The organism is Stenotrophomonas maltophilia, assembly GCF_004920835.1.
GTDB classification, from domain to species: domain Bacteria; phylum Pseudomonadota; class Gammaproteobacteria; order Xanthomonadales; family Xanthomonadaceae; genus Stenotrophomonas; species Stenotrophomonas maltophilia_AQ.
Map to the genome: position 1 here is coordinate 16,578 of NZ_QFHO01000013.1, position 23,381 is coordinate 39,958.

Consider the following 23,381-nt stretch of genomic DNA (forward strand, 5'->3'; position numbering starts at 1 on the left):
CCCATGATCGAATGCATCTTTACCTCCATCAACAACGGTTACCTGCCGAAGGCGCGCATCCTCGCCGCTTCGGTCCGCCGCCATCATCCTGAAGCCAAGATGGCGCTCATGCTGAGCGATCATCAGGACCCGGCCCTGGACTATTCCGATTTCGATATCGTCCTGACCCCGGATGATGTCGTCGAAGGTGTCGGCGAACTCCAGTCATGGTTGTTCGATCATACGGTGGTGGAATTGTGCACGGCAGTGAAGCCCTTTGCATTTGCACACCTGTTCCAGAAGCATGGTTTTGCCAATGTCGTCTATCAGGATCCTGATACGGTGTTGTATGCACGGCTGGAGGAGCTGGAGCGGGAGATGGTCAGCCATCCGATCGTGCTGACTCCGCATGTATCAGTGCCCGCGACGGATACCGATGACCTTCAGGATGGAGAAATGCTCGGTTGCCTGCGCCATGGCGTGTTCAATCTGGGCTTTCTCGCGCTGACCCGTGAGGGAGAGGGCCCGGCGTTCCTGCAGTGGTGGCTGGATCGCTGCCGCGACTACTGCTTCGACGATAACCAGCGTGGGCTTTTCACTGATCAGAAGTGGGTGGACCTGGCTCCCTGCTTCTTCCAGACGCTGGGAATTCTTCGTGTGCCGTCCTACAACGTCGCGACCTGGAATCTTTACTACCGCGAAGTCAGCACCCGCGCCGACGGCACGATCGTGGTCAACGGCAGCTATCCGCTGCGCTTCTATCACTTCTCGGGCTTCGACATTGGTACGCATGAGAAGATGCTGGGCAAGCACGACGCAGGCAACACCACCCTGCAGGCGATGACCCAGTGGTACACCTCGGAACTGGAGCGACTGAAGAATCCGGCGGGCCTGCCTGACAAGTACGGCGTGTTTGCCAACGGTCGCAAGATTCCGGCCGATTGGCGCCGCTACTATCGCAGCCAGCCCGCGCTCAAGCGCATGATCCCGCGCCCGTACGAACAGTACGAGGCCATCATCGCGCATTTCGACTCGGCTCCGGACGAGGTCGCACTGGATCCTTCCTCGTCGTCGCTGGAGCGTTTTGTTCGTCGTCGGCCGGGACTGGCATCACTGGTACGCAAGATGGTGCCGGCATCCGTCATTCGCCGTCTGCGCGGTTGAGTCACCGGCCTGCACGCACAACAGGATGGTCCCGCAGGCAGAGCGTGCGAGGACCATGTTGTTGCCTGCATGGACACCAGCGTCCGGGCAAGGGCTCGGCCTTGTTTTTCGGGCCTAGGGTAGGGGGCAGCCCGGCGTAACGCGTCGGGTGCCGTCGGTGGCATGCACCGCCAGGCAGCTGGTGCGCTGGCCGGTGTCGTCAACGGCTTCCCATAATCCAACCTCAGCTGTGCCATCGATCCGGACATCGCCCCTGACATAGGCACGCGCGTCAACCGGCACGCTGTGGTAATCGTCGTCCCCGTTTCCGGTCAAAGGCAGTTCGAAACGATGTTCGCTGCCGTCCGAGTCCCACAGGCGCAGGCTCGCCTTGGCCCGCGGATCGGTGATGGCTTTCCTGATGTCCAGCAGGATGGAGACCGAATCGATGGCTGTTTCAGGTCCCGTCACTGGTTGTGGAAGCTGTAGTTGGGTGGGCGCATCCGTGGCGATCGCCTGCCCCGCCTCCAGCGAGTACGCTGGCAAGGCCACAGGGCGTACCGGCTGCATGTAGTAGCGGTCGGCCAGCAGTTTCGCGGTGCCATAGCCGGAGATGAGCACCAGACCGGCCAGCAGCAGGTGTGACACCAGGTGCAGCGCACGCGGACGCGGTTGCGGCTGGGCCAGAAGCGCGTAGGACAGGCAGACGGCAGGAATCAGGAAGTAGCGTCCCTGCACGCCTTCGATCAGGCGCGAACCAGGCTCGGTCCATTGCACCAGCAGCGCAAGGAAGGTCAGCAGGATTGCCGAGAAGCAGACGACCACCAGCAGAGTACGAGCCAAGGCCAGGCTGCGCCAGGCACCGGTGGCAACGGACGCGGCCACTGTCGCCAGGAAGGCTGTGCCCGCCCAGAGATAGAACGAGGCAGGGAAACCGATGTCGAGCCAGCCCAGTACGCCCAGGAAGGACTCCCAGTACTCGCTCATGCGGACCGGGTGCGACCAGGTCACCCAGAGCATGTGCCAAAGCTCGGAAGGGTGGGTGAGATAGTGCATCAGGCGCGCTGCGTGATCCGCGTCGCGCGGTCCGGGGGCGTATACCGTTGTCTTGATGGTCACCGCCGTCCAGCCCAGTACGAACACTGCCAGGGCCAGGGCGATCCAGAAGCGACGGCCGCAGCGCGCGAACCATGCGGCAGCAAAGGGCAATGCGAGCATCGGTAACATGTGCGCGCGGCTTGCGCAGACAAGCAATGTGGCCGCGACCAATGCAATGAAAATGCGAGCGTTGGCCTGGCGTCCGTCGACGGCAAGACGCATGAAAGCAGCGACGGCCACGAAGGTCAGTCCGGTGGCAACCGGGTCCAGCACGGCGCCGCCAAACTGGAACAGCGTCATTGGCAGCACTAGCAGGGCCAGTGCCCCCGCAGGTGGAGCAAAGATCCGGAATGCCAGGGCCAGCAGGGCGATGGCTGCGGCCAGCGAGAGGTAGCGGGCCAGCCGGTAGGAATCCGCCACGGTCCATCCCAGCACCCGGCCGACGGCCAGTCCAGTGGCCTGGGGCAGATAGACGGCGGGAAAGTAATAGGCGGTGCCAGAAGGCGCCTGGTACACCGTTTCACCGGACCAGGCGATCGACTCGGACCGGGCAAGCTCCTCGGCGGTCAGCTTCTGTGCGCGCTTGCCCACGAGTTGCGTGAACTGCTGCATGTAGGACAGCAGGCCGGTATCGACCTCGCCGCCGGAGGGGTTGCCATCGCGTGCATGCAGCAGGAGCTGGCCCTTGCTCAACAGATAGGCACGCTTGACATGGTCCAGCTCATCCGGGGTCTGGAACGATGGGGTCAACGCGGAGAGAACGATCGACAGCAGCATCGCGAACGCAAGGAAGAATGGCCACAGTACAGGTTGCTGCGGCGGCAATGCGGTCCGGGTATCCGTCACGCGCTCGGGCCCCGCAGCGCCGAACGGGCCAGGCGGCGATGGATCGCGCGGCGCGGGGTGCTGGCGATGTCCTGGCCGAAGAATGCAAGCAACAGCTGCACGCCGACCAGGACCGGCATGGCGGCGAGCATGACGGTGCCGCTGCTGGCGACCTGGCCGCTGTCGATGCTGAACAACCAGTGCTTGATGCCGTAGGCAAGGCCGAACAGCGTGAATGCAAGCCCGAGCGGAAGCTCCAGCGAAGCCAGCGTCAAGTTGCGCAGATAGTAGTTGTAGAACACGCGCTTGCCGAAGTTCGCCAGGTTCTTGCCAAGAAATTCGGTCATTACCTTGGAGATCTTCAGGTTGCTCACTTCGTCACCGTAGCGAGCGTGCATCGGCACATCGACCACGACTGCCCGCAGCGTGTTGAGCCGGAACAGCATATCCGTCTCGAAGAAGTACCGGCGGCTGATCTTGGTCAGCGGCAGGTGTCGAGCAACATCGCGATGGATGGCCGTATAGCCATTGGTGGGATCGAACAGGTCCCAGTAGCCGGATGAGAGCTTGGTCAGGAACGACAGGCCGCCATTGCCGAACAGGCGCAGCGCAGGCATCTGCTGGATCTGTTCCAGATCGAAGAATCGGTTTCCCTTGGTGTAGTCTGCTTCGCCGGCCACAATCGGTGCTACGAAATCTGGAATCAGCGCGGGATCCATCTGCCCATCACCGTCCACCTTGACGATGATATCCATGCCGTCCTCGATTGCCGCGCGATACCCGGTCATGACTGCGCCACCCACGCCCTGGTTCTCCGCATGGCGCAATACCTTCACGCGCGGATCCGTCGCATGAGTTTCGATGAAATCACCACTGCCCACGGGGCAGCAGTCATCGACGGCATAGATGCGGGCAACGTCTTCACCGATGCCGGCGATGACATCAAGAATGTGCTCCTTGACCTTGTAGCAAGGAATCACAATCGCAATCAGAACGGTCATTCAATGATCCAGGTGGTTTGCAGGGCTGGATGGACACGCGTCGCGCCAACCATGCTTGGGAAAACACATCGGGGCCAGCGGTGGATGTGCTGGCCCCGACATGATTCAGCAGTACGGCATCGGCTTCAACCCAGCGCCGCTTCCAGCTCCGGCAGGATTGCGAACAGATCCCCTACCAGACCGATATCGGCAATCTCGAAGATCGGCGAATCCGCGTCCTTGTTGATCGCAACAATGGTGCCGGCATCCTTGATGCCGGTCAGATGCTGGATCGCACCGCTGATGCCCACCGCCACGTACAGCTCCGGCGAGATGATCTTGCCGGTCTGGCCGACCTGCAGGTCGCTGGGTACGTAGCCGGCGTCGACCGCGGCGCGCGAGGCACCCACCGCGGCACCGAGCTTGTCGGCCAGCTGGAAGATGACCTTGAAGTTCTCTTCCGAACCGACACCACGGCCGCCGGAGACCACGCGCTTGGCGCTCTGCAGGTCAGGGCGGTCGCTGGCACCAGCGGCCAGGCCGACGAAGCGGGTGTGGGTCGGCAGGGCAGCATCGACGCTGGCCGCTTCGATGGCGGCGCTGCCGCCCTGGGCGGCTTCCGGCCACGAGGCGGCACGCACGGTCGCGACCACGATCTGGTCGGCCGGGGCTTCGACGGTGATGATCGCGTTGCCGGCGTAGATCGGGCGCTTGAAGGTGTGGCTGCCTTCGACGCTCATCAGGTCGGAGACCTGGTTGACGCCGAGCAGGGCGGCCACGCACGGCATCAGGTCCTTGCCGAAGGTGGTCGACGGGCCGAACACGTGGCTGTAGCCCTTGGCCAGCTGCGCGATCTGCGGGGCCAGCACCTGGGCCAGGGCCTGGGCATTGGCGGCGTTGGCCACGGTCAGGACCTTGGCGACGCCGGCAATCTTCGCCGCTTCAGCGGCAACGGCGGCCGGGTCGGCGGCCAGCACCAGCACGTCGATGCTGGCACCGGCGATGGCAGTGGCGGCGCTGACGGTCTTGGCGGTGGCGGCGTTGAGCTTGCCGTCGTGGTGCTCGGCGATGACGAGAATCCTGCTCATTACAGCAACCCCTTCTGCTTGAGTGCGGCAACCAGTTCGGCCGCGTCCTTGACCATCACACCCTTGCTGCGCTTGGACGGCGCGGCGTACTGGGTGGTCTTGAAGGTGTCGGCGGCTTCAACGCCGAGGTCGGCCAGCTGCAGGGTCTCCAGCGGCTTGGCCTTGGCCTTCATGATGTCTGGCAGCTTGATGAAGCGCGGTTCGTTCAGGCGCAGATCGGTGGTGACCACGGCCGGCAGATCCACTTCCAGCGTTTCCAGGCCGGCGTCGACTTCACGGGTCACCGTGGCCTTGCCATCGGCAATTTCGAGCTTGCTGGCGAAGGTCGCCTGTGGGCGGCCCCAGAGCGTGGCCAGCATCTGGCCGGTCTGGTTGGCGTCGTCATCAATGGCCTGCTTGCCAAGGATCACCAGGTCCGGCTGTTCCTTTTCGATCAGCTTGAGCAGGGTGCGCGACGCGGTCAGCGGCTGGATGGCCTGGTCGGTGACGACGTGGATGGCACGGTTTGCGCCCATGGCCAGGCCGTTGCGCAGGTGCGCCTGGGCGTCGGCCGGGGCGATGGTGGCAACCACGACTTCGCTGGCGATGCCCTTGTCGCGCAGGCGCAGGGCTTCTTCCAGAGCGATTTCATCGAAGGGGTTGGGGGACAGCTTGACGCCGTCGGTGACCACGCCGGAACCGTCCGGCTTGACCTGAATGCGGACGTTGTAGTCCACCACGCGCTTGTACGCGACGAGGATTTTCATCTGGTACGGGGTCCTTCAGTAACAGGGAGAACGTCCGGTCCTGCAACAGCAACCGGTTCGGGGGTGGGACCCTGATTCTAGCTGGCTTGGGGTGACCATGCGAATGCGTATGGTGTGTCTCGTCGTACAGAGCCGTTCCGCATTTCCGGAACATCTGGCGCCTGTATATGCTGTATGACCATGAACAACTCGCTGAGGCGGAGGACTACACCGGCATGCGCAGGTTTAATGTTGCAATGCAGCTCAATCACGCCGCCCCGCTGTAGCGCCCCGCCAGGAATCTTCGATGACCCGTTCTGCCGCTGTACTGACCCCTGCCGTGATCGCGATGATCCTGACCACCCTGGCCATGCTGGCCAGCGGACAGGTCCTCTTCAAGCTGGCATCTTCGCAGTTGTCGTTCAGCCGTCCGGCCAGCTTCTTCTCCGGCACCCTGATCCTGGCCTTGTTCGTGTATGGCGCAGCCACGCTGTTATGGCTGGCGGTTCTGGCACGTGTGCCGCTTTCAGCCGCATTTCCATTCTATGGCCTGACGTTCCTGCTGGTGCCCGCATTCTCCTGGTGGCTTCTGCACGAGCCGATCCGGCCGCAGACTTGGGTGGGCTCGGTGGTGATACTGATTGGTGTGGTGATCTCTTCCTGGAGTGGCCGAGGCAGCTAGTTTCCTGCTCGGCATTTGACACCATCGGGTTCGCCGGTACGCTCTGTCCACCCTTAGCGTGACCCCGTGGGAAGAACCCGAGGAGAAAATGGTGACTGGACCTGACGAGCTTTGCCCTGGCTGTCATTCCACGCTGAAGGTGGGCCTCCGGCCCTGGCACCGTGTATGCGACGACTGCACCTACGAAGGAAGCACGCTCAGCGTTGACATCGATATCGATGGAAGCGTTGAAGTTGTCGATGAGGCCATGCGCGAGGAAGGGCTGGAGCATCTGCGGCAACGCAATTTCCAGACATTGACCACGGATCTGGGGGCGCGGATCACGCGTACCGATGGCAGACGCCCACGCCTGCTGGACGTCGGATGCGCGCACGGCTGGTTTCTTGAAGCAACCATGCCCCACTTCGAAGTGGTTGGAATTGAACCGGATGCACGCATCGCGGCGATCGCCGCAGCCAAAGGCCTGGATGTGCGCAGGGGTTTCTTCCCTGGCGTGCTAGCGGACGAAGAACGATTCGACGTGATCATCTTCAACGATGTCCTGGAACACATTCCGGACATCGATTCCGCCCTTGAGGCCTGCATCCGCCACCTGACTCCCGGAGGCTGGATTGTTGTCAATGCCCCGGCCCGGACGGGGGTGCTGTACCGCATATCCAGGGCGATGGCCAGTCTCGGGATGCCGGCTTCGTTCGACCGCATGTGGCAGAAGGACTTCCCATCGCCACATGTCCATTATCTGGACGATGCCAGCGTGGCCGCCATCGCCGCGCATCATGGGCTGCGGGTGTCTGACGTCCGCACCTTGCCGTCAATGAGCACCCGGGGGCTCTACGCCCGCATCCGCACCGACCGCAGCGTCTCGTTCGCCAAGGCGATGGCGGTCACGTCGGTGCTGACCCTGGCCAGCCCGATCCTGTCCATGATGCCCGCAGATATCAGGGTCTGGCTGCTTCAGGTTGGCTGAACCCCGGTCGGCGCTCCCCACGTCGGGCGAGGCTGTTCAAGGTCTCGGCGCGCAGTCGTTGTATCCTTCAGCTTTGGAATCCGGCCGCCCCGATGCGGTCGGTATGAAAACTGATCAGGAGAACAGGTAGTGCCCACATGGCTTGTCACCGGCGGCGCCGGATTCATTGGCGGTAACTTCGTTCTCGAGGCAGTTGCCCGCGGCGTAAGGGTCATCAACCTCGATGTGCTGACCTACGCCGGCAACCTGAAGACCCTGTCCAGCCTGGACGGCAATCCGAACCATGTGTTCGTGCAGGGTGACATCGGCGACAGCGCCCTGGTCACCCGCCTGTTGGCCGAACACCGGCCGGATGCCGTGGTGAACTTCGCTGCCGAAAGTCATGTCGACCGTTCCATCGACGGCCCGGGCGCGTTCATCCAGACCAACGTGGTGGGCACCCTGGGCCTGTTGGAAGCGGTGCGGGATTACTGGAAGACGCTGCCGGCCGAGCAGGGCGCGGCGTTCCGTTTCCTGCATGTGTCCACCGACGAGGTGTACGGCACGCTGGGTGAGACCGGCAAATTCAGCGAAACGACCCAGTACGCGCCCAATTCGCCGTACTCGGCGTCCAAGGCAGCTTCGGACCACCTGGTGCGTGCGTTCCACCACACCTATGGGCTGCCGGTGCTGACCACCAACTGTTCGAACAATTACGGCCCGTACCACTTCCCCGAGAAGCTGATCCCGCTGGTGATCGCCAAGGCGCTGGCCGGCGAGCCGCTGCCGGTGTACGGCGATGGCAAGCAGGTGCGCGACTGGCTGTTCGTGTCCGATCACTGCGAAGCGATCCGTACCGTGCTGGCCAAGGGCCAGGTTGGCGAGACCTACAACGTTGGTGGCAACTCGGAAAAGCAGAACATCGAGGTGGTGCAGGCGATCTGTTCCCTGCTGGACCAGCGCCGCCCGCGCGAGGATGGCCAGCCGCGCAGCAGCCAGATCACCTACGTCACCGATCGCCCCGGTCATGACCGCCGTTATGCGATCGATGCTTCCAAGCTGAAGAACGACCTGGGCTGGGAGCCGGCCTATACGTTCGAGCAGGGCATCACCTTCACCGTCGACTGGTACCTGGACAACCAGGAATGGGTCAACGGCGTGCTCGACGGCAGCTACCGACTGCAGCGCATCGGCACCACGGCCTGAACCCGGGAGACAACATGACGCAGCGCAAGGGCATCATCCTCGCCGGTGGCTCCGGCACCCGGCTGTATCCGATCACCAAAGGCGTCAGCAAACAGCTGCTGCCGGTGTACGACAAGCCGATGATCTACTACCCGCTCAGCGTGCTGATGCTGGCGGGCATCCGTGAAGTGCTCATCATCAATACCCCGCACGAGCAGGCGCTGTTCCAGCAGCTGCTGGGTGATGGTTCGCAGTGGGGCATGGACATCCAGTACGCGGTGCAGCCGAGTCCGGATGGCCTGGCCCAGGCCTACCTGATCGGTCGCGACTTCGTCGCCGGCAAGCCGAGCTGCCTGGTGCTGGGCGACAACATCTTCCACGGCCACGGCCTGCGCGAAGTGCTCAAGCGTGCCGATGAGCGCGTGGACGGTGCGACCGTATTCGGCTACTGGGTGAACGATCCGGAGCGTTACGGCGTGGCCGAGTTCGACACAAGCGGTAGGGTCATTGATCTGGTGGAGAAGCCGGAGAATCCGCGCTCCAACTATGCGGTGACCGGCCTGTACTTCTATGACGGCAAGGCCAGCGATCATGCGGCCGAACTGAAGCCGTCGCCGCGTGGTGAGCTGGAGATCACCGATCTCAACAAGCGCTACCTGGAAGAAGGCAATCTTCACCTGGAGGCACTCGGCCGTGGCTATGCCTGGCTCGATACCGGCACCCATCAGTCGCTGCTGGAAGCGTCCAACTTCATCGAGACCATCCAGACCCGCCAGGGCCTGCAGGTCTGCTGCCCGGAAGAAATCGCGTTCGGCCAGGGCTGGATCAATGCAGAGCAGCTGGAAGCGTTGGCTGCGCCGCTGATCAAGAACGGCTACGGCCAGTACCTGCATAAACTCGCTTTGCGTGGAGTTGTTCCGTGAAAGTAATTGAAACCAAATTGCCCGGCTGTGTGGTGATCGAGCCGGCCGTGTTCGGCGATGCCCGCGGTTACTTCTTTGAAACGTGGAATGCCGAGCGTTTCGCCGCGCTGGGCCTGCCGGATCGCTTCGTGCAGAGCAACGTGTCCACCTCGGCGCAGGGCGTGCTGCGTGGCCTGCATTACCAGTGGCCGCGCCCGCAGGGCAAGCTGGTCAGCGTGCTGGAAGGCGAGGTCTACGACGTGGCCGTGGACATCCGCCGCGGCTCGCCGACCTTCGGCCAGTGGGAAGCGGTGGTGCTGAGTGCGGAAAACAAGAAGCAGTTCTGGATTCCGGAGGGCTTCGCCCACGGTTTCGCCGTGCTGTCCGAGCGTGCGGTGTTCAGCTACCTGTGCACCGAGGTCTACCTGAAGGACTTTGATGCCGGCGTGCGCTGGAACGATGCCGACATTGCCGTGGACTGGCCGGTCAGCGCGCCGACCTTGTCGGCCAAGGACGAGAACGCGCCGTTCCTGAAGGACATCGCTGAAGATCGCTTGCCGGTCTTCGTGCCATGACCGTTCTGGTGTTCGGTGGCAATGGCCAGGTCGGCCAGGAGCTGCTGCGTGCGCTGGCGCCGCTGGGTGAAGTGGTTGCCACCACCCGCAGTGGTCAGCTGCCTGATGGCGGCGCCTGCGAGATGGCTGATTTCGGCCAGCCCGATAGCCTGCCGGCATTGCTGGACCGCCTGCAGCCATCGGTAGTGGTGAACGCTGCGGCCTATACCGCAGTCGATCGTGCCGAGCAGGACACGACGGCCGCCTTCGCCGCCAATGCGGAGGCGCCGGGCGTGATCGCGCGCTGGTGTGCGGCCCATGGCGTGCCCTTCGTGCATTACTCCACCGACTACGTGTTCGATGGCCAGGGCACGGCCCCGTACCGCGAGGATGAACCGACCGCGCCGCTGGGGGTTTATGGCACCAGCAAACGTGATGGCGAAGATGCGGTGCGTTCGGCCGGTGGCCGCCACCTGATCTTCCGCACGGCGTGGGTATATGCCTCACATGGCGCCAATTTCCTGCGCACGATGCTACGGGTGGGCGCCGAGCGCGACCAGCTGCGGGTGGTTGCTGATCAGATCGGCACGCCTACACCGGCCGCGCTGATTGCCGATGTCACTGCGCAGGCACTGCAGCATCCGGGGCAGCTGTCCGGTACCTGGCATCTGACCGCCAGCGGCCAGACCAGCTGGCATGGGTTTGCAGAGGCGATCTTCGCCGAGGCGCTGGCGACCGGTGTGTTGGCGAAGGTGCCGGCCGTCGAGGCGATTCCCAGTTCGGAGTATCCGACCCCGGCCAAGCGCCCGGCATGGTCGGTGCTGGACAACCGCAAGCTGCAGCAGGATTTCGGTATCGAACTGCCAACGTGGCAGGATGGACTGAAGCGGGTCATGGCAGAACTGACCCGCTGACGGTAGCGCCGGGCCATGCCCGGCGCATGCATTGAACCGCTGCGCTCGCCGGCCATGGGCCGGCGCTACCTCACTAGCTGCGCCCGTACGTATCCTCGAAACGCACGATGTCGTCTTCACCAAGGTAGCTGCCGGACTGCACTTCGATCAGCTCCAGCGGCAGCTTGCCCGGGTTGCGCAGGCGATGGGTCACGCCCAGCGGAATGTAGGTGCTCTGGTTCTCGCTGAGCAGGATCACCTCGTTGCCCCGGGTCACTTCTGCGGTGCCGCTGACCACGATCCAGTGCTCGGCACGATGGTGGTGCATCTGCAGGCTCAGCGTACCGCCGGGCTTGACCGTGATGCGCTTGACCTGGAAGCGCTCACCATTGTCGATCGAATCGTAGGCGCCCCACGGGCGGTAGACCTTGCGGTGCCATGTCGCTTCGCTGCGACCGTCGGCCTTCAGCTGCGCCACCACGGTCTTGACCTCCTGCATGCGGTCGGCCTTGCCGACCAGCACCGCATCGTCGGTCTCGACCACGATCACATCGTCCAGGCCGACCAACGCCACCAGGCGTTGCGCGTAGGCGTAGGTATTGCGGCAGTCGATGGCGATCACATCACCCTGGTGGGCGTTGCCGTCGCCGTCCTGCTGCGAGACATCGCGCAGTGCCGTCCACGAGCCGACATCGTTCCAGCCCGCGTCCAGCGGAATCACCACGGCGTCTGCGGTCTTTTCCATCACGGCATAGTCGATGGAATCGGAGGGGACGATGGCGAACGCCTCCTTGTCGAGGCGGGTGAAATCCGAATCGCGACGGGCCTGCTGCCAGGCCTGGCGGCTGCCGGCCAGCATGTCGGGCTGGAAGCGCTCCAGTTCCTGCAGGTAGCGCGAGGCCTTGAACAGGAACATGCCGCTGTTCCAGTAATACTGGCCGCTGCTGACGTAACCGGTGGCGGTCTCAAGGTCGGGCTTTTCGACAAAGCGCTCGACCGCACGCAGACCTTGGCCATCAGCGGCCTTGATGTAGCCATAGCCGGTTTCCGGGCCGGTCGGCACGATGCCGAAGGTCACCAGCTTGCCGGCCTCGGCAGCGCTGGCTGCAGCCTGCACGACTGCGCGGAACGCGGCCTCATCGGTGATCACGTGGTCCGAGGGCAGCACCAGCAGCAGCGCATCGGCGCTGTCACGGGTGGCCTCCAATGCCGCCACCGCGATGGCGGGCGCTGTATTGCGGCCCACCGGTTCAAGGATGATCGCGGCCGGTTCGGCACCCACCTGCTGCAGCTGCTCGGCAGCGACGAAGCGGTGTTCTTCGTTGGCGATCACCAGCGGGCCATGCGCGGCGATGGGTGCAACGCGCTGCCAGGTGGCCTGCAGCATCGTCAGCTCGCCCGCCAGTGGCAGAAACTGCTTCGGATAGGCCTCGCGCGAGAGCGGCCACAAGCGGGTTCCGGAACCACCGGAGAGGATGACGGGCTGGATGTTGCTCATGATCTTCCTTGATTACTGCTGGACAAGACGGGAAATTTCGTCGGTGCGCGCCTGCATCAACGCTGCGTCACCACGTGCCTCGACGTTCAGGCGCAGCAGCGGCTCGGTATTGGAGCTGCGCAGGTTGAAGCGCCAGTCGCCGAAATCGGCACTGATGCCGTCGGTGTGGTCCAGGACCGGCGCTTGCGCCGCGAAGTGCGCCATGACGCGTGCCACGGCGGCCTTGGCATCTGCAACCTTGAAGTTGATCTCGCCACTGCAGGGATAGGCCGCCATGCGGTCCTCCACCCAGTCGGCCAGCGAACGTCCACTTTCCGAGACGAGCTGCGCGATCAGCAGCCACGGGATCATGCCGGAGTCGGCATAGGCGAATTCGCGGAAATAGTGGTGGGCGCTCATCTCGCCGCCATACACCGCATCCTCGGCGCGCATCTTTTCCTTGATGAAAGCGTGGCCGCTCTTGCACAGCACCGGCACGCCGCCTGCCTGCTCCACCATTTCCACGGTGTTCCAGACCAGGCGCGGGTCATGCACGACCTTGCCGCCCGGATTGCGCGCGAGGATGGCCTTGGCCAGCAGCCCGACCAGGTAGTAGCCCTCGATGAAACGCCCGCTGTGGTCGAAGAAGAAGCAGCGGTCGAAGTCGCCGTCCCAGGCGATGCCGAAGTCGGCGCCGTGCTCGCGCACGGCTTCAGCGGTGGCGGCACGGTTCTCCGGCAGCAGCGGGTTGGGAATACCGTTGGGGAAGTTGCCATCGGGTTCATGGCAGATGCGGATGAACTCGAACGGCAGGTGCGGGGCCAGCAGGTCGACGATGGCACCGGCGCCGCCGTTGCCGGCATTCACCACCAGCTTCAGCGGCTTGAGCTTGGCGGCGTCGACGTAGCTCAGCAGATGCTGGATATAGGCGCTCTTGTCATGCTGGGCGGTCTGCCCGGCGCGCGGCGGCTGGGCCTCGGACGCATCGGCGGCGACCGCATCGGAGATCGCGAACAGGCCGGTATCGGAGCTGATCGGACGGGCATTCTCCTTGACCAGCTTCATGCCGTTGTAATCCATCGGGTTGTGGCTGGCGGTCACCATCACGCCGCCGGCCGCGCCGAGGTGATCGGTCTGGAAGTAGACCTCTTCGGTGCCGCACAGCCCGATGTCGATCACTTCGCGACCCACGCCACGCAGGCCCGATGCCAGCGCATCCTGCAGCGCCGGGCTGGTCAGGCGAACGTCGTGGCCAAGCACCACCGGACCGGGAGCGAGCTGCGCAGCCAGGGCGACGCCAATGCGGCGGGCCAGCTCTTCGTTCAGTTCTTCCGGCACACGGCCGCGGATATCGTAGGCCTTGAAGGCGGGCAGGGGCATCGATCAGATCCTTTGTGAGCTCAGTCTTTCATTGTAGCGCCCGACCCGTATGGGAATCGTTTCCATCAGGCAACGCCAGGTGACTGATGTTCGATATCAGGCCTGCGCTGGCCGCCTGCCGGCCCGGCCAGGGCGTTTGGCCGGTGCGCCCGGCAACGGTGCCAGCAGCGCCTGCACGTCCTCTTCGCTGAAGCGTGGTCCGGCGCTGCCGCCGCCTTCAAGAATCGATTCGGCCAGCATCGCCTTGCGCTCCTGCAGTTCGGCGATCCGTTCTTCGATGCTACCGGCGGCAATCAGCCGGTAGACGAAGACCGGCTGCTGCTGGCCGATGCGATGGGCACGGTCACTCGCCTGGTTCTCGGCCGCCGGATTCCACCAGGGATCAAAGTGGATGACGGTGTCGGCGGCGGTCAGGTTCAGCCCCACGCCACCGGCCTTCAGGCTGATCAGGAACAGCGGCACTTCGCCCTGCATGAAACGCTGTACCGGCGTGACCCGGTCCTGGGTATCACCGGTCAGGGTCACATAGGCCAGGCCCAGCCCGTCGAGCGCCTGCGCGATCAGCGCCAGCATGCCGGTGAACTGCGAGAACAACAGGATGCGGCGGCCTTCCTCGACCATCGACGGCAGCATCTCACGCAACAGCTCCAGCTTGGCCGAACCGGCATTGCGTGCCGGTGTTTCGCCCGGCAGCAGGCGCGGATCGCAGCAGACCTGGCGCAGCTTCAGCAGCGCATCCAGTACCCTGATGTGGCTGCGTGCCAGTCCGCTGTCGCTGATCGCCTCGCGGACCTGCTTCTCCATCGCCGCACGCACGGTTTCATAGAGATCACGCTGCCCGCCCTCCATCGTTACCGCACGGGTGATGAGGGTCTTTGGTGGCAGCTCGGCAGCCACCTGGTCCTTGCGCCGGCGCAGGATGAAAGGGCGCAGCCGCTGTGCCAGCAGCAGGGCACGGCGCTGGTCGCTGCCGCGTTCGATGGGGTGGCGCCAATGCTGGTTGAACTGCTTTTCGCTGCCGAGCAGCCCGGGCAGCAGGAAGTCGAACTGCGTCCACAATTCGCCCAGATGGTTCTCCAGCGGCGTACCGGTCAGGCATAGACGGTGGCGGGCCCGCAGCGTGCGCAGCGTGACTGCCGCACGTGATTTCGGGTTCTTCACCTGCTGCGCCTCATCCAGGATCAGCAGATGGTAGGAGTGCGCCTGCAATGCCTGCTCGTCGCGCCACAGCAGGGGATAGGTGGTGAGCACGAGGTCATGTGCGGGAATCGCGTCGAACAGCGTCTCGCGGGCCGGTCCGTGCAGGGTCAGTACGCGCAGTCCCGGGGTGAAGCGCGCGGCTTCGCTCTGCCAGTTATGCAGCAGCGAGGTCGGCACCACCAGCAGCGTCGGCCGGTCCAGACGGCCGCTTTCCTTTTCGACCAGCAGATGGGCCAGGGTCTGCAGGGTCTTGCCCAGCCCCATGTCATCGGCCAGTACGCCGCCCAGCCCCTGCTGGCGCAGGTACTGTAGCCACGACAGGCCTTCCAGCTGGTAGGGGCGCAGCGTAGCGTGCAGCCCTTTGGGTGGCGGTACCGCGGCCATGGCCGGCGCATCCAGCAGGCGTTGCACGCGCGCACGGGTATCGTCGCTGGCGTGCAGGCGCAGCTGGGCGGCTTCCTGCAGTGCCTGCAGGCGGCCGCGGTCATGTGCCTGCAGGCGCAGGGATTGTCCAGAGTCGCTGAACAGATCCGCCAGCAGCGCGATCACCGGTTTCAGGCGACCCGCCCGCAAGGCGAGGCGTTCATTGTCCGCCGTCGTCAGCAGCACGTTTTCGTCATCGCTGATCGCATCCAGCTGGCCGCGCAGCCAGCGTGGATCCAATTGCAGTACGGCCTGCAACAACGGAACCAGCGCGACGCTGCGGCCATCGACCTCGATGGTCAGGGCCAGGTCGAACGTGGCGCTGTCGGCCGGCGCCGCCTGCAGGTCCAGATCAATCTGGTCTACGCGGAAGATGCGATGGCGGAAGGCATCGTCGGTCTCTATCTTCCAGCCCAGTGCCTCCAGCCGCAGTACGTCCTCCAAAAGGAAGCGGGTCCAGTCGAAACTGCGCAGCTCGAACAGTGGCCCGCCACCATCCAGCGCGATGCGCGGTTGCCGTTCGCGGTGCAGGTGCACGCTGTGAAGTTCAGTTTCCCGCCGTGCCTCCTCGTGCAGGTCACGCGGCAGCAGGTAGAGCTGTCCCTCGGCGTCATGCACGAACAGCGACGGGTCATCGAGAAAGCGCACGTGCTCGTCGTACTCGAAGGCGACGGTAGCGACGTCCAGCCACTGCGAGGCATCGCGCTCGGTGAGCCAGGCAGGACGGTATTCCATGCTGTGCAGATGGAGAATAGGTGTCATCGCCTGGATCTGCAGGGTAGGCAGTGTCGGATGGGCGGCCGGACGCAGCGAGCCGGTGTCTCCCTCCAATGAGGTCTCCAGTGCAGCCAGCAGCACGGCGGCAACATGCTCGCAGTGACCTCCCGCAGGACAGGTGCAGCGACTCTGCAGGGGGCTTTGCGGTGTGCGGGCACTGGCTTCCAGGTCGATCATCACCTGCCGGGCTTCGACCTGCGCGGTCAGCAGCGGTGCCCTGTAGCCCAGTTCACGCACTGCCAATACGCGTTGTCTGCCCTTTTCCAGTGTCCCCGCATCCAGCCAGCGGGACAGTTCCCCTCCGGTGAATACTTCGGCCATGCGTCGTCCTGTCCTCTCCATCTGCAGCAGGCGTTGCCCGGGGCACGCAAGCGGGGAAGGGGACATTCTACGGATTGGCAGCCCGTCATGCCGAGTCATGCTGCGGCGCATCCCAGCCGGTAACGGGTGTGCCGCTAGAATGGCGGGATTCTCACCGGGTAGGGCAGTAGAGATGCAGCAATCGACTTCCAGCAGCACGCGCAGCAAGCGTTTCGCCTCTGCGGCAGATGCACTGCAGGGTGTGATCGCCGATGGCCAGACCCTGGCCGTGGGCGGCTTCGGCCTGTGTGGCATTCCCGAGGCGCTGATCGCCGCGCTGCGCGACAGTGGCGCCAAGGGCCTGACCGTGATCTCAAACAATGCCGGCGTTGACGGCTTCGGCCTCGGGCAGCTGCTGGAAACCCGGCAGATCAGGAAGATGATCTCGTCCTACGTGGGCGAGAACAAGGAATTCGAGCGCCAGTTCCTGGCCGGCGAGCTGGAGCTGGAATTCAATCCGCAGGGCACCCTGGCCGAGCGCCTGCGTGCCGGCGGCGCGGGCATCCCGGCGTTCTTCACTGCCACCGGCTACGGCACCGTGGTGGCCGAGGGCAAGGAAACCCGCGAGTTCGACGGCAAGCACTACGTGATGGAGACTGCGCTGCGTGCCGATGTCGCGCTGGTCAAGGCGTGGAAGGCCGACGAGGCTGGCAACCTGGTGTTCCGCAAGACCGCACGCAACTTCAATCCGGCCTGCGCGATGGCCGGCAAGGTCTGCATCGTGGAAGTGGAAGAGGTGGTGCCGGTCGGCGCGATCGATCCCGACCAGGTGCACCTGCCGGGCATCTACGTGCACCGGATCGTGCACAACCCCACCCCCGAAAAACGTATCGAACAGCGCACCATCCGCGCGGAGGGCAACTGACATGGCGTGGACCCGCGATGAAATGGCGGCACGCGCCGCCCGCGAACTGACCGACGGTGCATACGTGAACCTGGGCATCGGCCTGCCGACCCTGGTTGCCAACCATATTCCCGAAGGCGTGGACGTGTGGCTGCAGTCGGAAAACGGCCTGCTTGGCATCGGTCCGTTCCCGACCGAAGCCGAGGTCGACGCCGACCTGATCAACGCCGGCAAGCAGACCGTCACCGCGCGTGCCGGCGCCAGCTACTTCGGCAGCCACGACAGCTTCGCGATGATCCGCGGTGGCCACGTCAACCTGGCCATCCTCGGCGCCATGCAGGTCACCGACAAGGGCGACCTGGCCAACTGGATGGTGCCCGGCAAGATGGTCAAGGGCATGGGCGGGGCGATGGACCTGGTAGCTGGCGTACAGCGCGTGGTGGTGCTGATGGAGCACACCGCCAAGAACGGCGAACACAAGATCCTCGCCGAATGCACGCTGCCGCTGACCGGTGTGGGCGTGGTCGACCGCATCATCACCGACCTGGCTGTGTTCGACGTGACTGACCAGGGCCTGTTGCTGGTGGAAGCGGCACCGGGCGTCAGCGATGACGAGCTGAAGGAAAAGACCGGGGTCGCGTTCCAGCGCGGCTGATCGATACGGGGAGGGGGGCGTTGTGCCCCCTTCATCCTCAGCTGCGTCGGGCGTAGGCGTACTCGTCGCTGCTGGCATCGGCCTCGCCGAGGCACGCTGCGGCTGTCGTGACGCGCAGTCCGGCGTGTTCGCAGCAGGCGCCCAGCGCACGTTCAATGGCATGGGCCAGCGTTCCGTCGATCTGGCCCTGCTCGTCCTCGAACGCGCTGCGATGCAGATGCGCGTCCAGTAATGGACGCAGGGCCTGCAGCCGCCACCAGCCCATGCTGCCGGCGCCAAATTGACTGGCGTCCGCTGGTGTTTCCAGCCCAAGTCGCGCCTGCAGTCGTGCCAATGCGGGACCATTGCCGCCCACGAAGGCGGCGACGGGCAACAGATGTCCTTCGGCGACCACCATGCCCAGTGCGGGGTCGGCCTGGAACGCGGCATGGATGCGTGCGGCACGTCCGCCCTGTACCAGTCGTTGCAGTAGTTCCTGCCGCCACTGGTCGCCATCGGCGCGATGGGTTGAACGCTTCGTGTGGAGTTTCAGCACCACATCGTGATCAGCCTGCAGCAGCCGTTCGGAGACCTCAAGGAACGGAAGAATGTCGCGACCATGGTTATCTACGGCGATGACCTCACCCTGCAGCCCATGTGCCACAAGAGCCTGCCTGGCCAGATCCACCTGTTGTGCCGGCGTAGTCACCACGATTGTCCAGTCGAGGGCGGCCTCGCGCAGTGCGGACAATACCTCCGGCAGCGTTTCCAGATACCAGGCGTGGAGATGTACTGCCGGTTTCTGACGCAGTGCCGGAGCAGGCGCCAGCGCATCGCGGGTGGCCTGCAGCCAGGCATGGCCCAGCCGCGCATCCGGTTCCAGCACGGCGCCTTCTGCCCATTCGTTCCAGGCGTTGATGAAGACCATGCGCTGCGCCTGCGGTGCAGCGGACAGGCGCTCATGGATCGTGGTGCGCAGCCAGTCGCGATAACCGCGCGGTGATGCATGCAGGTAGACGCGGCCGCGACCGGAGCGACGCGCCTCATTGTCCCAGCCGGGGTTCACGCCAGGGTAGAGCGGATAGTCTGGCAGCGGCCGTGATGCGATCTCGGTGGCCAGTTCGCGCCAGTCGCGGACATCGCCATTGAAGGCCGGATTGAGCAACCATTGCTGCGCTGACAGGGAGCGCGGATTGCTCATGTTCGGCGGGAACTCTACTGCCGCATCGAAGCCGATGTCGCGGGGATCCGGGCGCTCGAAGCCCTGCACGTACGCCAGATGGATTTCGCCGACGCCATTGTCGCGGCACCAGCGGCGCCAGCGCTCGGTGGTCGCCCGGGCGTCGGGCAGCAGGTGCGGGCGATAGACCAGCAGCATTGGCCGGCCCTCGACCTTCAATGCGCGGCGGTCGCGCAGGTAGGGCGCGACATGTGCGATGAAGGCCAGATCATCCTCGGCGCTGTGCTGCTGGCCGATCAGGATGTCCTCGTCGCGGCCGTCCCAGCGTCGTGCCCAGTTCTCGTTGGCCCAGCACAGGCAGAACGGCAGTTCGATGCTGTCGTCGGCCAGCCATTGGCGCAGCGGGTCCTCCATCAAAGTGCGGCCACTGAACCAGTAGTAGTAGAAGCAGAACGCGCCGATGCCGTACTCAGCTGCGAGGCGTGCCTGGTCCCGCATCACCTGAGGGTTGCGCAGGTCGTAGAAGCCCAGGTCTGCCGGCAGGCGCGGCTGGACGTGGCCCTCGAACTGAGGCAGCGCGCGGGTCACGTTGCGCCATTCGGTAAAGCCCTTGCCCCACCAGGCGTCATTCTCGGGAAATGTGTGGAACTGCGGCAGGTAGAACGCGACCAGCGTCGCCGGCAAAGGAGACGGCAAGGTCGCCTCACGCCATGGCACGTGGCCGATCGCCGGCTCGTCTGCACGCCAGCGCAGCTGGGCGCTGGCGCCGGTGCCCCCCTCAGCCTGCTGGCCCTTGGGTGGCGGCGGTACCCAGTCGCCATGCCGCGCCAACAGCCGGGTGCGCAGCCGGTCACGCTGCGCCTGTGGCAGCGGCAAGGCCCGGAACATGGCGCGCAGCAACGGGAACAGCGATTGGCGTACGCTCATCGGGCTGGGCCCCACGAAAGGGGGCAAGCGGACGGCATCAGCATCTGGGCAATGGTCATGGGGCCATTTTCGGTGCTGGCGGTCATGACAGCAAACGCCGGCGTGCTAGCGTGTGGCCATGCTGTTCCCAGATGACCTGCCCGATGCCGACGTCCAGCACCTGCCGGGCTGGCTGGCCGCAGCCGATGCCGATCGGCTCCTGACCGCGCTGCAGGCCGAAGTCCCGTGGGAGGTCCACCGCATCCGCATGTTCGGCAACTGGGTGGATTCGCCGCGGTTGAGTTGCTGGATCGGCGATCCGCAGGCGCGCTACCGCTATTCCGGTGCTGAATTCGTGCCGCACCCCTGGCCGCTGTCGCTACAGGGTGTGCGTGAGCATCTGGAAACCGAAGGCATCGGCCGCTTCAACAGCGTGCTGCTGAATCGCTATCGCGGTGGTGGCGACTACATGGGCTGGCACAGCGACGACGAGCCGGAGCTGGGGCCGGCGCCGCTGATCGCCTCACTCAGCCTGGGCGCAGTGCGGCGGTTCCTGCTGCGCCGGCGCGATGACCCGGCGCGGAAGGCCGAATTCCTGCTTGGCCATGGCGACCTGCTGCTGATGGCCGGCCAGACCCAGCGCTTCTACCAGCATGCGTTGCCGAAGACGGCGCGGGTGCAGGGTGAGCGCATCAACCTGACCTTCCGCTGGATTACGCCGCGTTGACGAAGAAGGGGTCAGATCCCTTTCCTGCCGGAAAGGGATCTGACCCCGTAACTCACGTGCCCGGCGAATGCGGCGATCAGCGCGCGATGGTCGGCTGGTCGGCCTGCCCGCTCTGCAGCGTCCAACCGACCACATCCTGCGCCAGCTGCTGCAGGCCACGTTCGAAGGCGGCGGTCACCGCCGGCACGTCGGTGCTGCCGACCGGCTGCGACTGGCGGAAGGTACGGTCAGCGACCACGCGCTGGTCGGCGACGTGGATCAGCTTGGCGTTGACCTCGATCACCACCGTCGGCGTCGCCTGGCCCTGGTAGTCCGATTCGAAACGGCGCACGTCGGTGGACAGCTTGTAGTCGGCGCGGATGCCGGCGGTGCTGCGGGCCACGCCACGGATCCGGCCGGAATCCTCGAAGCCGCGCAGCAGGGTGTCCTCGATCATGTCGGTGGCCGGCTGCGCCCAGCTGGCCCCCTTGTAGATCTCCAGCTGCGATGGCGTCGGCCGCACGTTGATGCGCGGGCTGTCGACCATGCGTGCGGCGCTGGGTTTGGCCAGCACCAGCTGCCAGCTGGCCTGCGGCCACGCCGGATCCGGCTTCACCTGCACGGACGGCGAATACAGCGTCACCGCGGTCTTTTCGCTGCTGCCGAGGATGGAGCAGCCGCCCAGCAGGGCGACCATCGAAGCGGCCAGCAGCAGGCGCGGAAGGGTGGTCGGGCTCATTGGGGTTCGAACTCCTTCGGGGCGTCGCGGCCAAGCAGGTAGCGCGCGGGGTTGTTCTCGAGGCGGTCGCTGACCCGGCGCAGGTCGCGGATCAGCCCGCGCAGTTCGGTCAGCGTCGGGCCCAGCTGGCCGAGGCCGTCGTTGGCAAAGCTGTTGATCGCGGCACGGTTCTCGCCAAGGATCGAATCGGCGTTGCCGGCGGCCGAGTCGAGCTTGACCAGGGTGCCGTCGAGCTTGTCGATGATGCCCGGCAGCTGCTGCACCAGGTTCTTGTCCAGCCGCTCGATGGTGCCGTTGGTGGTCTTCAGCGTGGTGTCGAGGCTGCGTGCGGCGTCACGCGCGCTGAGCAGCAGTGCCTGGGTGCCCTGGTCGCGGTCGGCCAGGCCGCCGCTGATGGTTTCCAGGTTGGCCAACGTTGCGTTGATCGACGCAACGTTGCGGTCGCTGAGGATCTGGTCCATGCGCTCGACAATGCGGTTGGCGACGTCGGTGATGTTCTGCAGGGCCGACGGCGTGGTCGGAATGATCGGCGCCGGGTCCTTGTTGACCGTGGTCAGTGCCGGCGACTGCGGCGTACCACCGCTGAGCTGGATGATCGACGGGCCGGTCAGGCTGGTGATCGCCAGCTTGGCACGGGTATCGGTCTTCACCGGCGTGTTGGAGTTCAGGCGTATGCGTGCCACCACCTGGCGCGGGTCGTCCGGTACCAGGTTCAGTTCGGTGATCGAGCCCACCGCGATGCCGTTGTACTGCACCGGGCTGCCCACCGACAGGCCGGTGACCGCCTCGCGGAACACCACGCGGTATTCCTGCCAGGTGCGGTCGGAGGAGTACTTGGCGGCCCACAGGCCGAAGGCCAGCAGGGCCAGGCCGGTGATCAGGGTGAACGCGCCGATCAGCACGTAGTTGGCTTTGGTTTCCATGGCTCAGGCACTCTCGATCTGTTCGCCACGCGCGGCACGCGCGCGGGGTCCGTGGAAGTATTCCTGGATCCACGGATGATCCAGTTTCTCGATGTCAGGCAGCGGCGCATTGGCCACCACCTTGCGGTCGGCGATCACCGCTACCCGGTCGCAGATCGCGTACAGCGTGTCCAGGTCGTGGGTGATCAGGAACACGGTCAGGCCCAGTGCTTCCTGCAGGGTCTTGATCAGGCGGTCGAACGCCGCCGCGCCGATCGGGTCCAGTCCAGCAGTGGGTTCATCCAGGAACAGCAGCGGCGGGTCCAGGGCCAATGCACGGGCCAGGCCGGCACGCTTGCGCATGCCGCCCGACAGCTGCGAGGGCAGCTTGTTGATCGCGTCGGCGGGCAGGCCGGCCAGCTTCACCTTCAGCAGCGCCAGTTCGTAGTGCCAGCGCTCGGGCAGTTCGCGGTGATGCTCCTTCAGCGGTACCTGCACGTTCTCGCCCACGGTCAGCGAGGAGAACAACGCACCGTCCTGGAACAGCACGCCGGTGTTGCGTTCGATGTGCAGGCGGCTCTCGGCGTCGTCGGCGCGCGCATCGCGGCCGAGCACTTCGATCTGCCCGGCATCAGGCACGCGCAGGCCGAGGATCGAGCGCATCAGCACCGATTTGCCGGTACCCGAACCGCCCACCACGCCGAGGATTTCGCCTCGGCGCACGTCCAGGTCCAGGTCCTCGTGCACAGTCTGGCTGCCGAAACGGTTGACCAGTCCGCGCACGCGGATGGCCAGCTCGTGGCCGTCGTCGTCCTGCATGGGAATTTCTTCGGGCGTCGGATGCGTGCTCATG

General features: G+C 64.9%; 21 protein-coding genes. 10 read left to right on the forward strand and 11 right to left on the reverse strand.

The genetic code is table 11. From position 1 onward, the window contains the following. Positions 1-3 precede the first annotated feature (3 nt). Positions 4-1,143 carry a glycosyl transferase gene (locus DI041_RS11125; RefSeq protein WP_136638622.1) on the forward strand — a complete coding sequence of 380 codons (1,140 nt, stop codon included), beginning with the start codon at positions 4-6 and terminating at the stop codon, positions 1,141-1,143. Positions 1,144-1,257: 114 nt separating this feature from the next. Here DI041_RS11125 and DI041_RS11130 read toward each other — a convergent pair whose 3' ends face one another. The 4 genes from DI041_RS11130 to DI041_RS11145 all read right to left on the reverse strand — a co-directional run bounded on the left by DI041_RS11130 (position 1,258) and on the right by DI041_RS11145 (position 5,859). Then, positions 1,258-2,997, reverse strand: coding sequence for a DUF2142 domain-containing protein (locus DI041_RS11130; RefSeq protein ID WP_136638621.1), 1,740 nt, complete (start codon positions 2,995-2,997; stop codon positions 1,258-1,260). A gap of 65 nt (positions 2,998-3,062) precedes the next feature. Beyond that, positions 3,063-4,046 (reverse strand): glycosyltransferase family 2 protein, encoded by a 984-nt coding sequence (locus DI041_RS11135; RefSeq protein ID WP_046983197.1) that lies wholly within the window; start codon positions 4,044-4,046, stop codon positions 3,063-3,065. 125 nt (positions 4,047-4,171) lie between these two features. Further along, a complete protein-coding gene (locus DI041_RS11140; protein ID WP_136638620.1) occupies positions 4,172-5,113 on the reverse strand; it encodes an electron transfer flavoprotein subunit alpha/FixB family protein in 942 nt (313 codons plus the stop codon). After that, positions 5,113-5,859: an electron transfer flavoprotein subunit beta/FixA family protein gene (locus tag DI041_RS11145; protein ID WP_012509979.1), complete on the reverse strand. Its 747-nt coding sequence runs from the start codon at positions 5,857-5,859 to the stop codon at positions 5,113-5,115. Before DI041_RS11145 ends, DI041_RS11140 begins: the two co-directional genes overlap by 1 nt. A 286-nt stretch (positions 5,860-6,145) precedes the next feature. Here DI041_RS11145 and DI041_RS11150 point away from each other — a divergent pair, with 286 nt between their 5' ends. From DI041_RS11150 to rfbD, 6 genes are all read left to right on the forward strand, one after another. Next, on the forward strand, positions 6,146-6,520 hold the full coding sequence (locus DI041_RS11150; protein WP_136638619.1) for an EamA family transporter: 375 nt from the start codon (positions 6,146-6,148) through the stop codon (positions 6,518-6,520). Between the two features lie 91 nt (positions 6,521-6,611). Next, the gene (locus tag DI041_RS11155; RefSeq protein WP_169050336.1) at positions 6,612-7,487 is read left to right on the forward strand and encodes a class I SAM-dependent methyltransferase; all 876 of its coding nucleotides are present in this window, start codon (positions 6,612-6,614) and stop codon (positions 7,485-7,487) included. 129 nt (positions 7,488-7,616) lie between these two features. Beyond that, positions 7,617-8,672: a dTDP-glucose 4,6-dehydratase gene (gene rfbB, locus DI041_RS11160; protein WP_046983194.1), complete on the forward strand. Its 1,056-nt coding sequence runs from the start codon at positions 7,617-7,619 to the stop codon at positions 8,670-8,672. 14 nt (positions 8,673-8,686) lie between these two features. Next, positions 8,687-9,574 carry a glucose-1-phosphate thymidylyltransferase RfbA gene (rfbA, locus tag DI041_RS11165; RefSeq protein ID WP_046983193.1) on the forward strand — a complete coding sequence of 296 codons (888 nt, stop codon included), beginning with the start codon at positions 8,687-8,689 and terminating at the stop codon, positions 9,572-9,574. Then, positions 9,571-10,128, forward strand: a complete 558-nt coding sequence (gene rfbC, locus DI041_RS11170) for a dTDP-4-dehydrorhamnose 3,5-epimerase (RefSeq protein ID WP_046983192.1) — start codon at positions 9,571-9,573, stop codon at positions 10,126-10,128. The genes rfbA and rfbC overlap by 4 nt, the downstream gene beginning before the upstream one ends. Then, positions 10,125-11,021 (forward strand): dTDP-4-dehydrorhamnose reductase, encoded by an 897-nt coding sequence (gene rfbD, locus DI041_RS11175; RefSeq protein WP_046983191.1) that lies wholly within the window; start codon positions 10,125-10,127, stop codon positions 11,019-11,021. The genes rfbC and rfbD overlap by 4 nt, the downstream gene beginning before the upstream one ends. A 73-nt stretch (positions 11,022-11,094) precedes the next feature. Here the strand turns inward: rfbD and DI041_RS11180 are convergent, their stop codons facing one another. The 3 genes from DI041_RS11180 to DI041_RS11190 form a co-directional block, all read right to left on the reverse strand. After that, positions 11,095-12,498 carry a mannose-1-phosphate guanylyltransferase/mannose-6-phosphate isomerase gene (locus DI041_RS11180; protein ID WP_046983190.1) on the reverse strand — a complete coding sequence of 468 codons (1,404 nt, stop codon included), beginning with the start codon at positions 12,496-12,498 and terminating at the stop codon, positions 11,095-11,097. A 12-nt stretch (positions 12,499-12,510) separates the two neighbouring features. Beyond that, positions 12,511-13,857 carry a phosphohexomutase domain-containing protein gene (locus DI041_RS11185; RefSeq protein WP_046983189.1) on the reverse strand — a complete coding sequence of 449 codons (1,347 nt, stop codon included), beginning with the start codon at positions 13,855-13,857 and terminating at the stop codon, positions 12,511-12,513. Positions 13,858-13,953: 96 nt separating this feature from the next. Beyond that, positions 13,954-16,578 carry a DEAD/DEAH box helicase gene (locus DI041_RS11190; protein ID WP_136638617.1) on the reverse strand — a complete coding sequence of 875 codons (2,625 nt, stop codon included), beginning with the start codon at positions 16,576-16,578 and terminating at the stop codon, positions 13,954-13,956. Positions 16,579-16,750: 172 nt separating this feature from the next. Between DI041_RS11190 and DI041_RS11195 the strand changes: the two genes are divergently transcribed. Further along, a complete protein-coding gene (locus DI041_RS11195; protein ID WP_046983187.1) occupies positions 16,751-17,482 on the forward strand; it encodes a CoA transferase subunit A in 732 nt (243 codons plus the stop codon). A gap of 1 nt (position 17,483) precedes the next feature. Further along, a complete protein-coding gene (locus DI041_RS11200; RefSeq protein ID WP_046983186.1) occupies positions 17,484-18,116 on the forward strand; it encodes a CoA transferase subunit B in 633 nt (210 codons plus the stop codon). 37 nt (positions 18,117-18,153) lie between these two features. Here DI041_RS11200 and DI041_RS11205 read toward each other — a convergent pair whose 3' ends face one another. Next, positions 18,154-20,202, reverse strand: a complete 2,049-nt coding sequence (locus DI041_RS11205) for a glycoside hydrolase family 99-like domain-containing protein (RefSeq protein ID WP_136638616.1) — start codon at positions 20,200-20,202, stop codon at positions 18,154-18,156. A gap of 118 nt (positions 20,203-20,320) precedes the next feature. Between DI041_RS11205 and DI041_RS11210 the strand changes: the two genes are divergently transcribed. After that, a complete protein-coding gene (locus DI041_RS11210; RefSeq protein WP_046983184.1) occupies positions 20,321-20,908 on the forward strand; it encodes an alpha-ketoglutarate-dependent dioxygenase AlkB family protein in 588 nt (195 codons plus the stop codon). 76 nt (positions 20,909-20,984) lie between these two features. Here DI041_RS11210 and DI041_RS11215 read toward each other — a convergent pair whose 3' ends face one another. Genes DI041_RS11215 through DI041_RS11225 form a run of 3 tightly spaced genes read right to left on the reverse strand, consistent with a single transcriptional unit; the run spans position 20,985 to position 23,380 of the window. Further along, entirely contained in the window at positions 20,985-21,626 is a 642-nt protein-coding gene (locus DI041_RS11215) for an ABC-type transport auxiliary lipoprotein family protein (RefSeq protein WP_046983183.1), read from the reverse strand. Continuing rightward, the gene (locus DI041_RS11220) at positions 21,623-22,549 is read right to left on the reverse strand and encodes an MlaD family protein (protein ID WP_046983182.1); all 927 of its coding nucleotides are present in this window, start codon (positions 22,547-22,549) and stop codon (positions 21,623-21,625) included. The genes DI041_RS11215 and DI041_RS11220 overlap by 4 nt, the downstream gene beginning before the upstream one ends. Positions 22,550-22,552: 3 nt before the next feature. Then, positions 22,553-23,380 carry an ABC transporter ATP-binding protein gene (locus tag DI041_RS11225; RefSeq protein WP_046983181.1) on the reverse strand — a complete coding sequence of 276 codons (828 nt, stop codon included), beginning with the start codon at positions 23,378-23,380 and terminating at the stop codon, positions 22,553-22,555. Position 23,381: the final 1 nt, after the last annotated feature.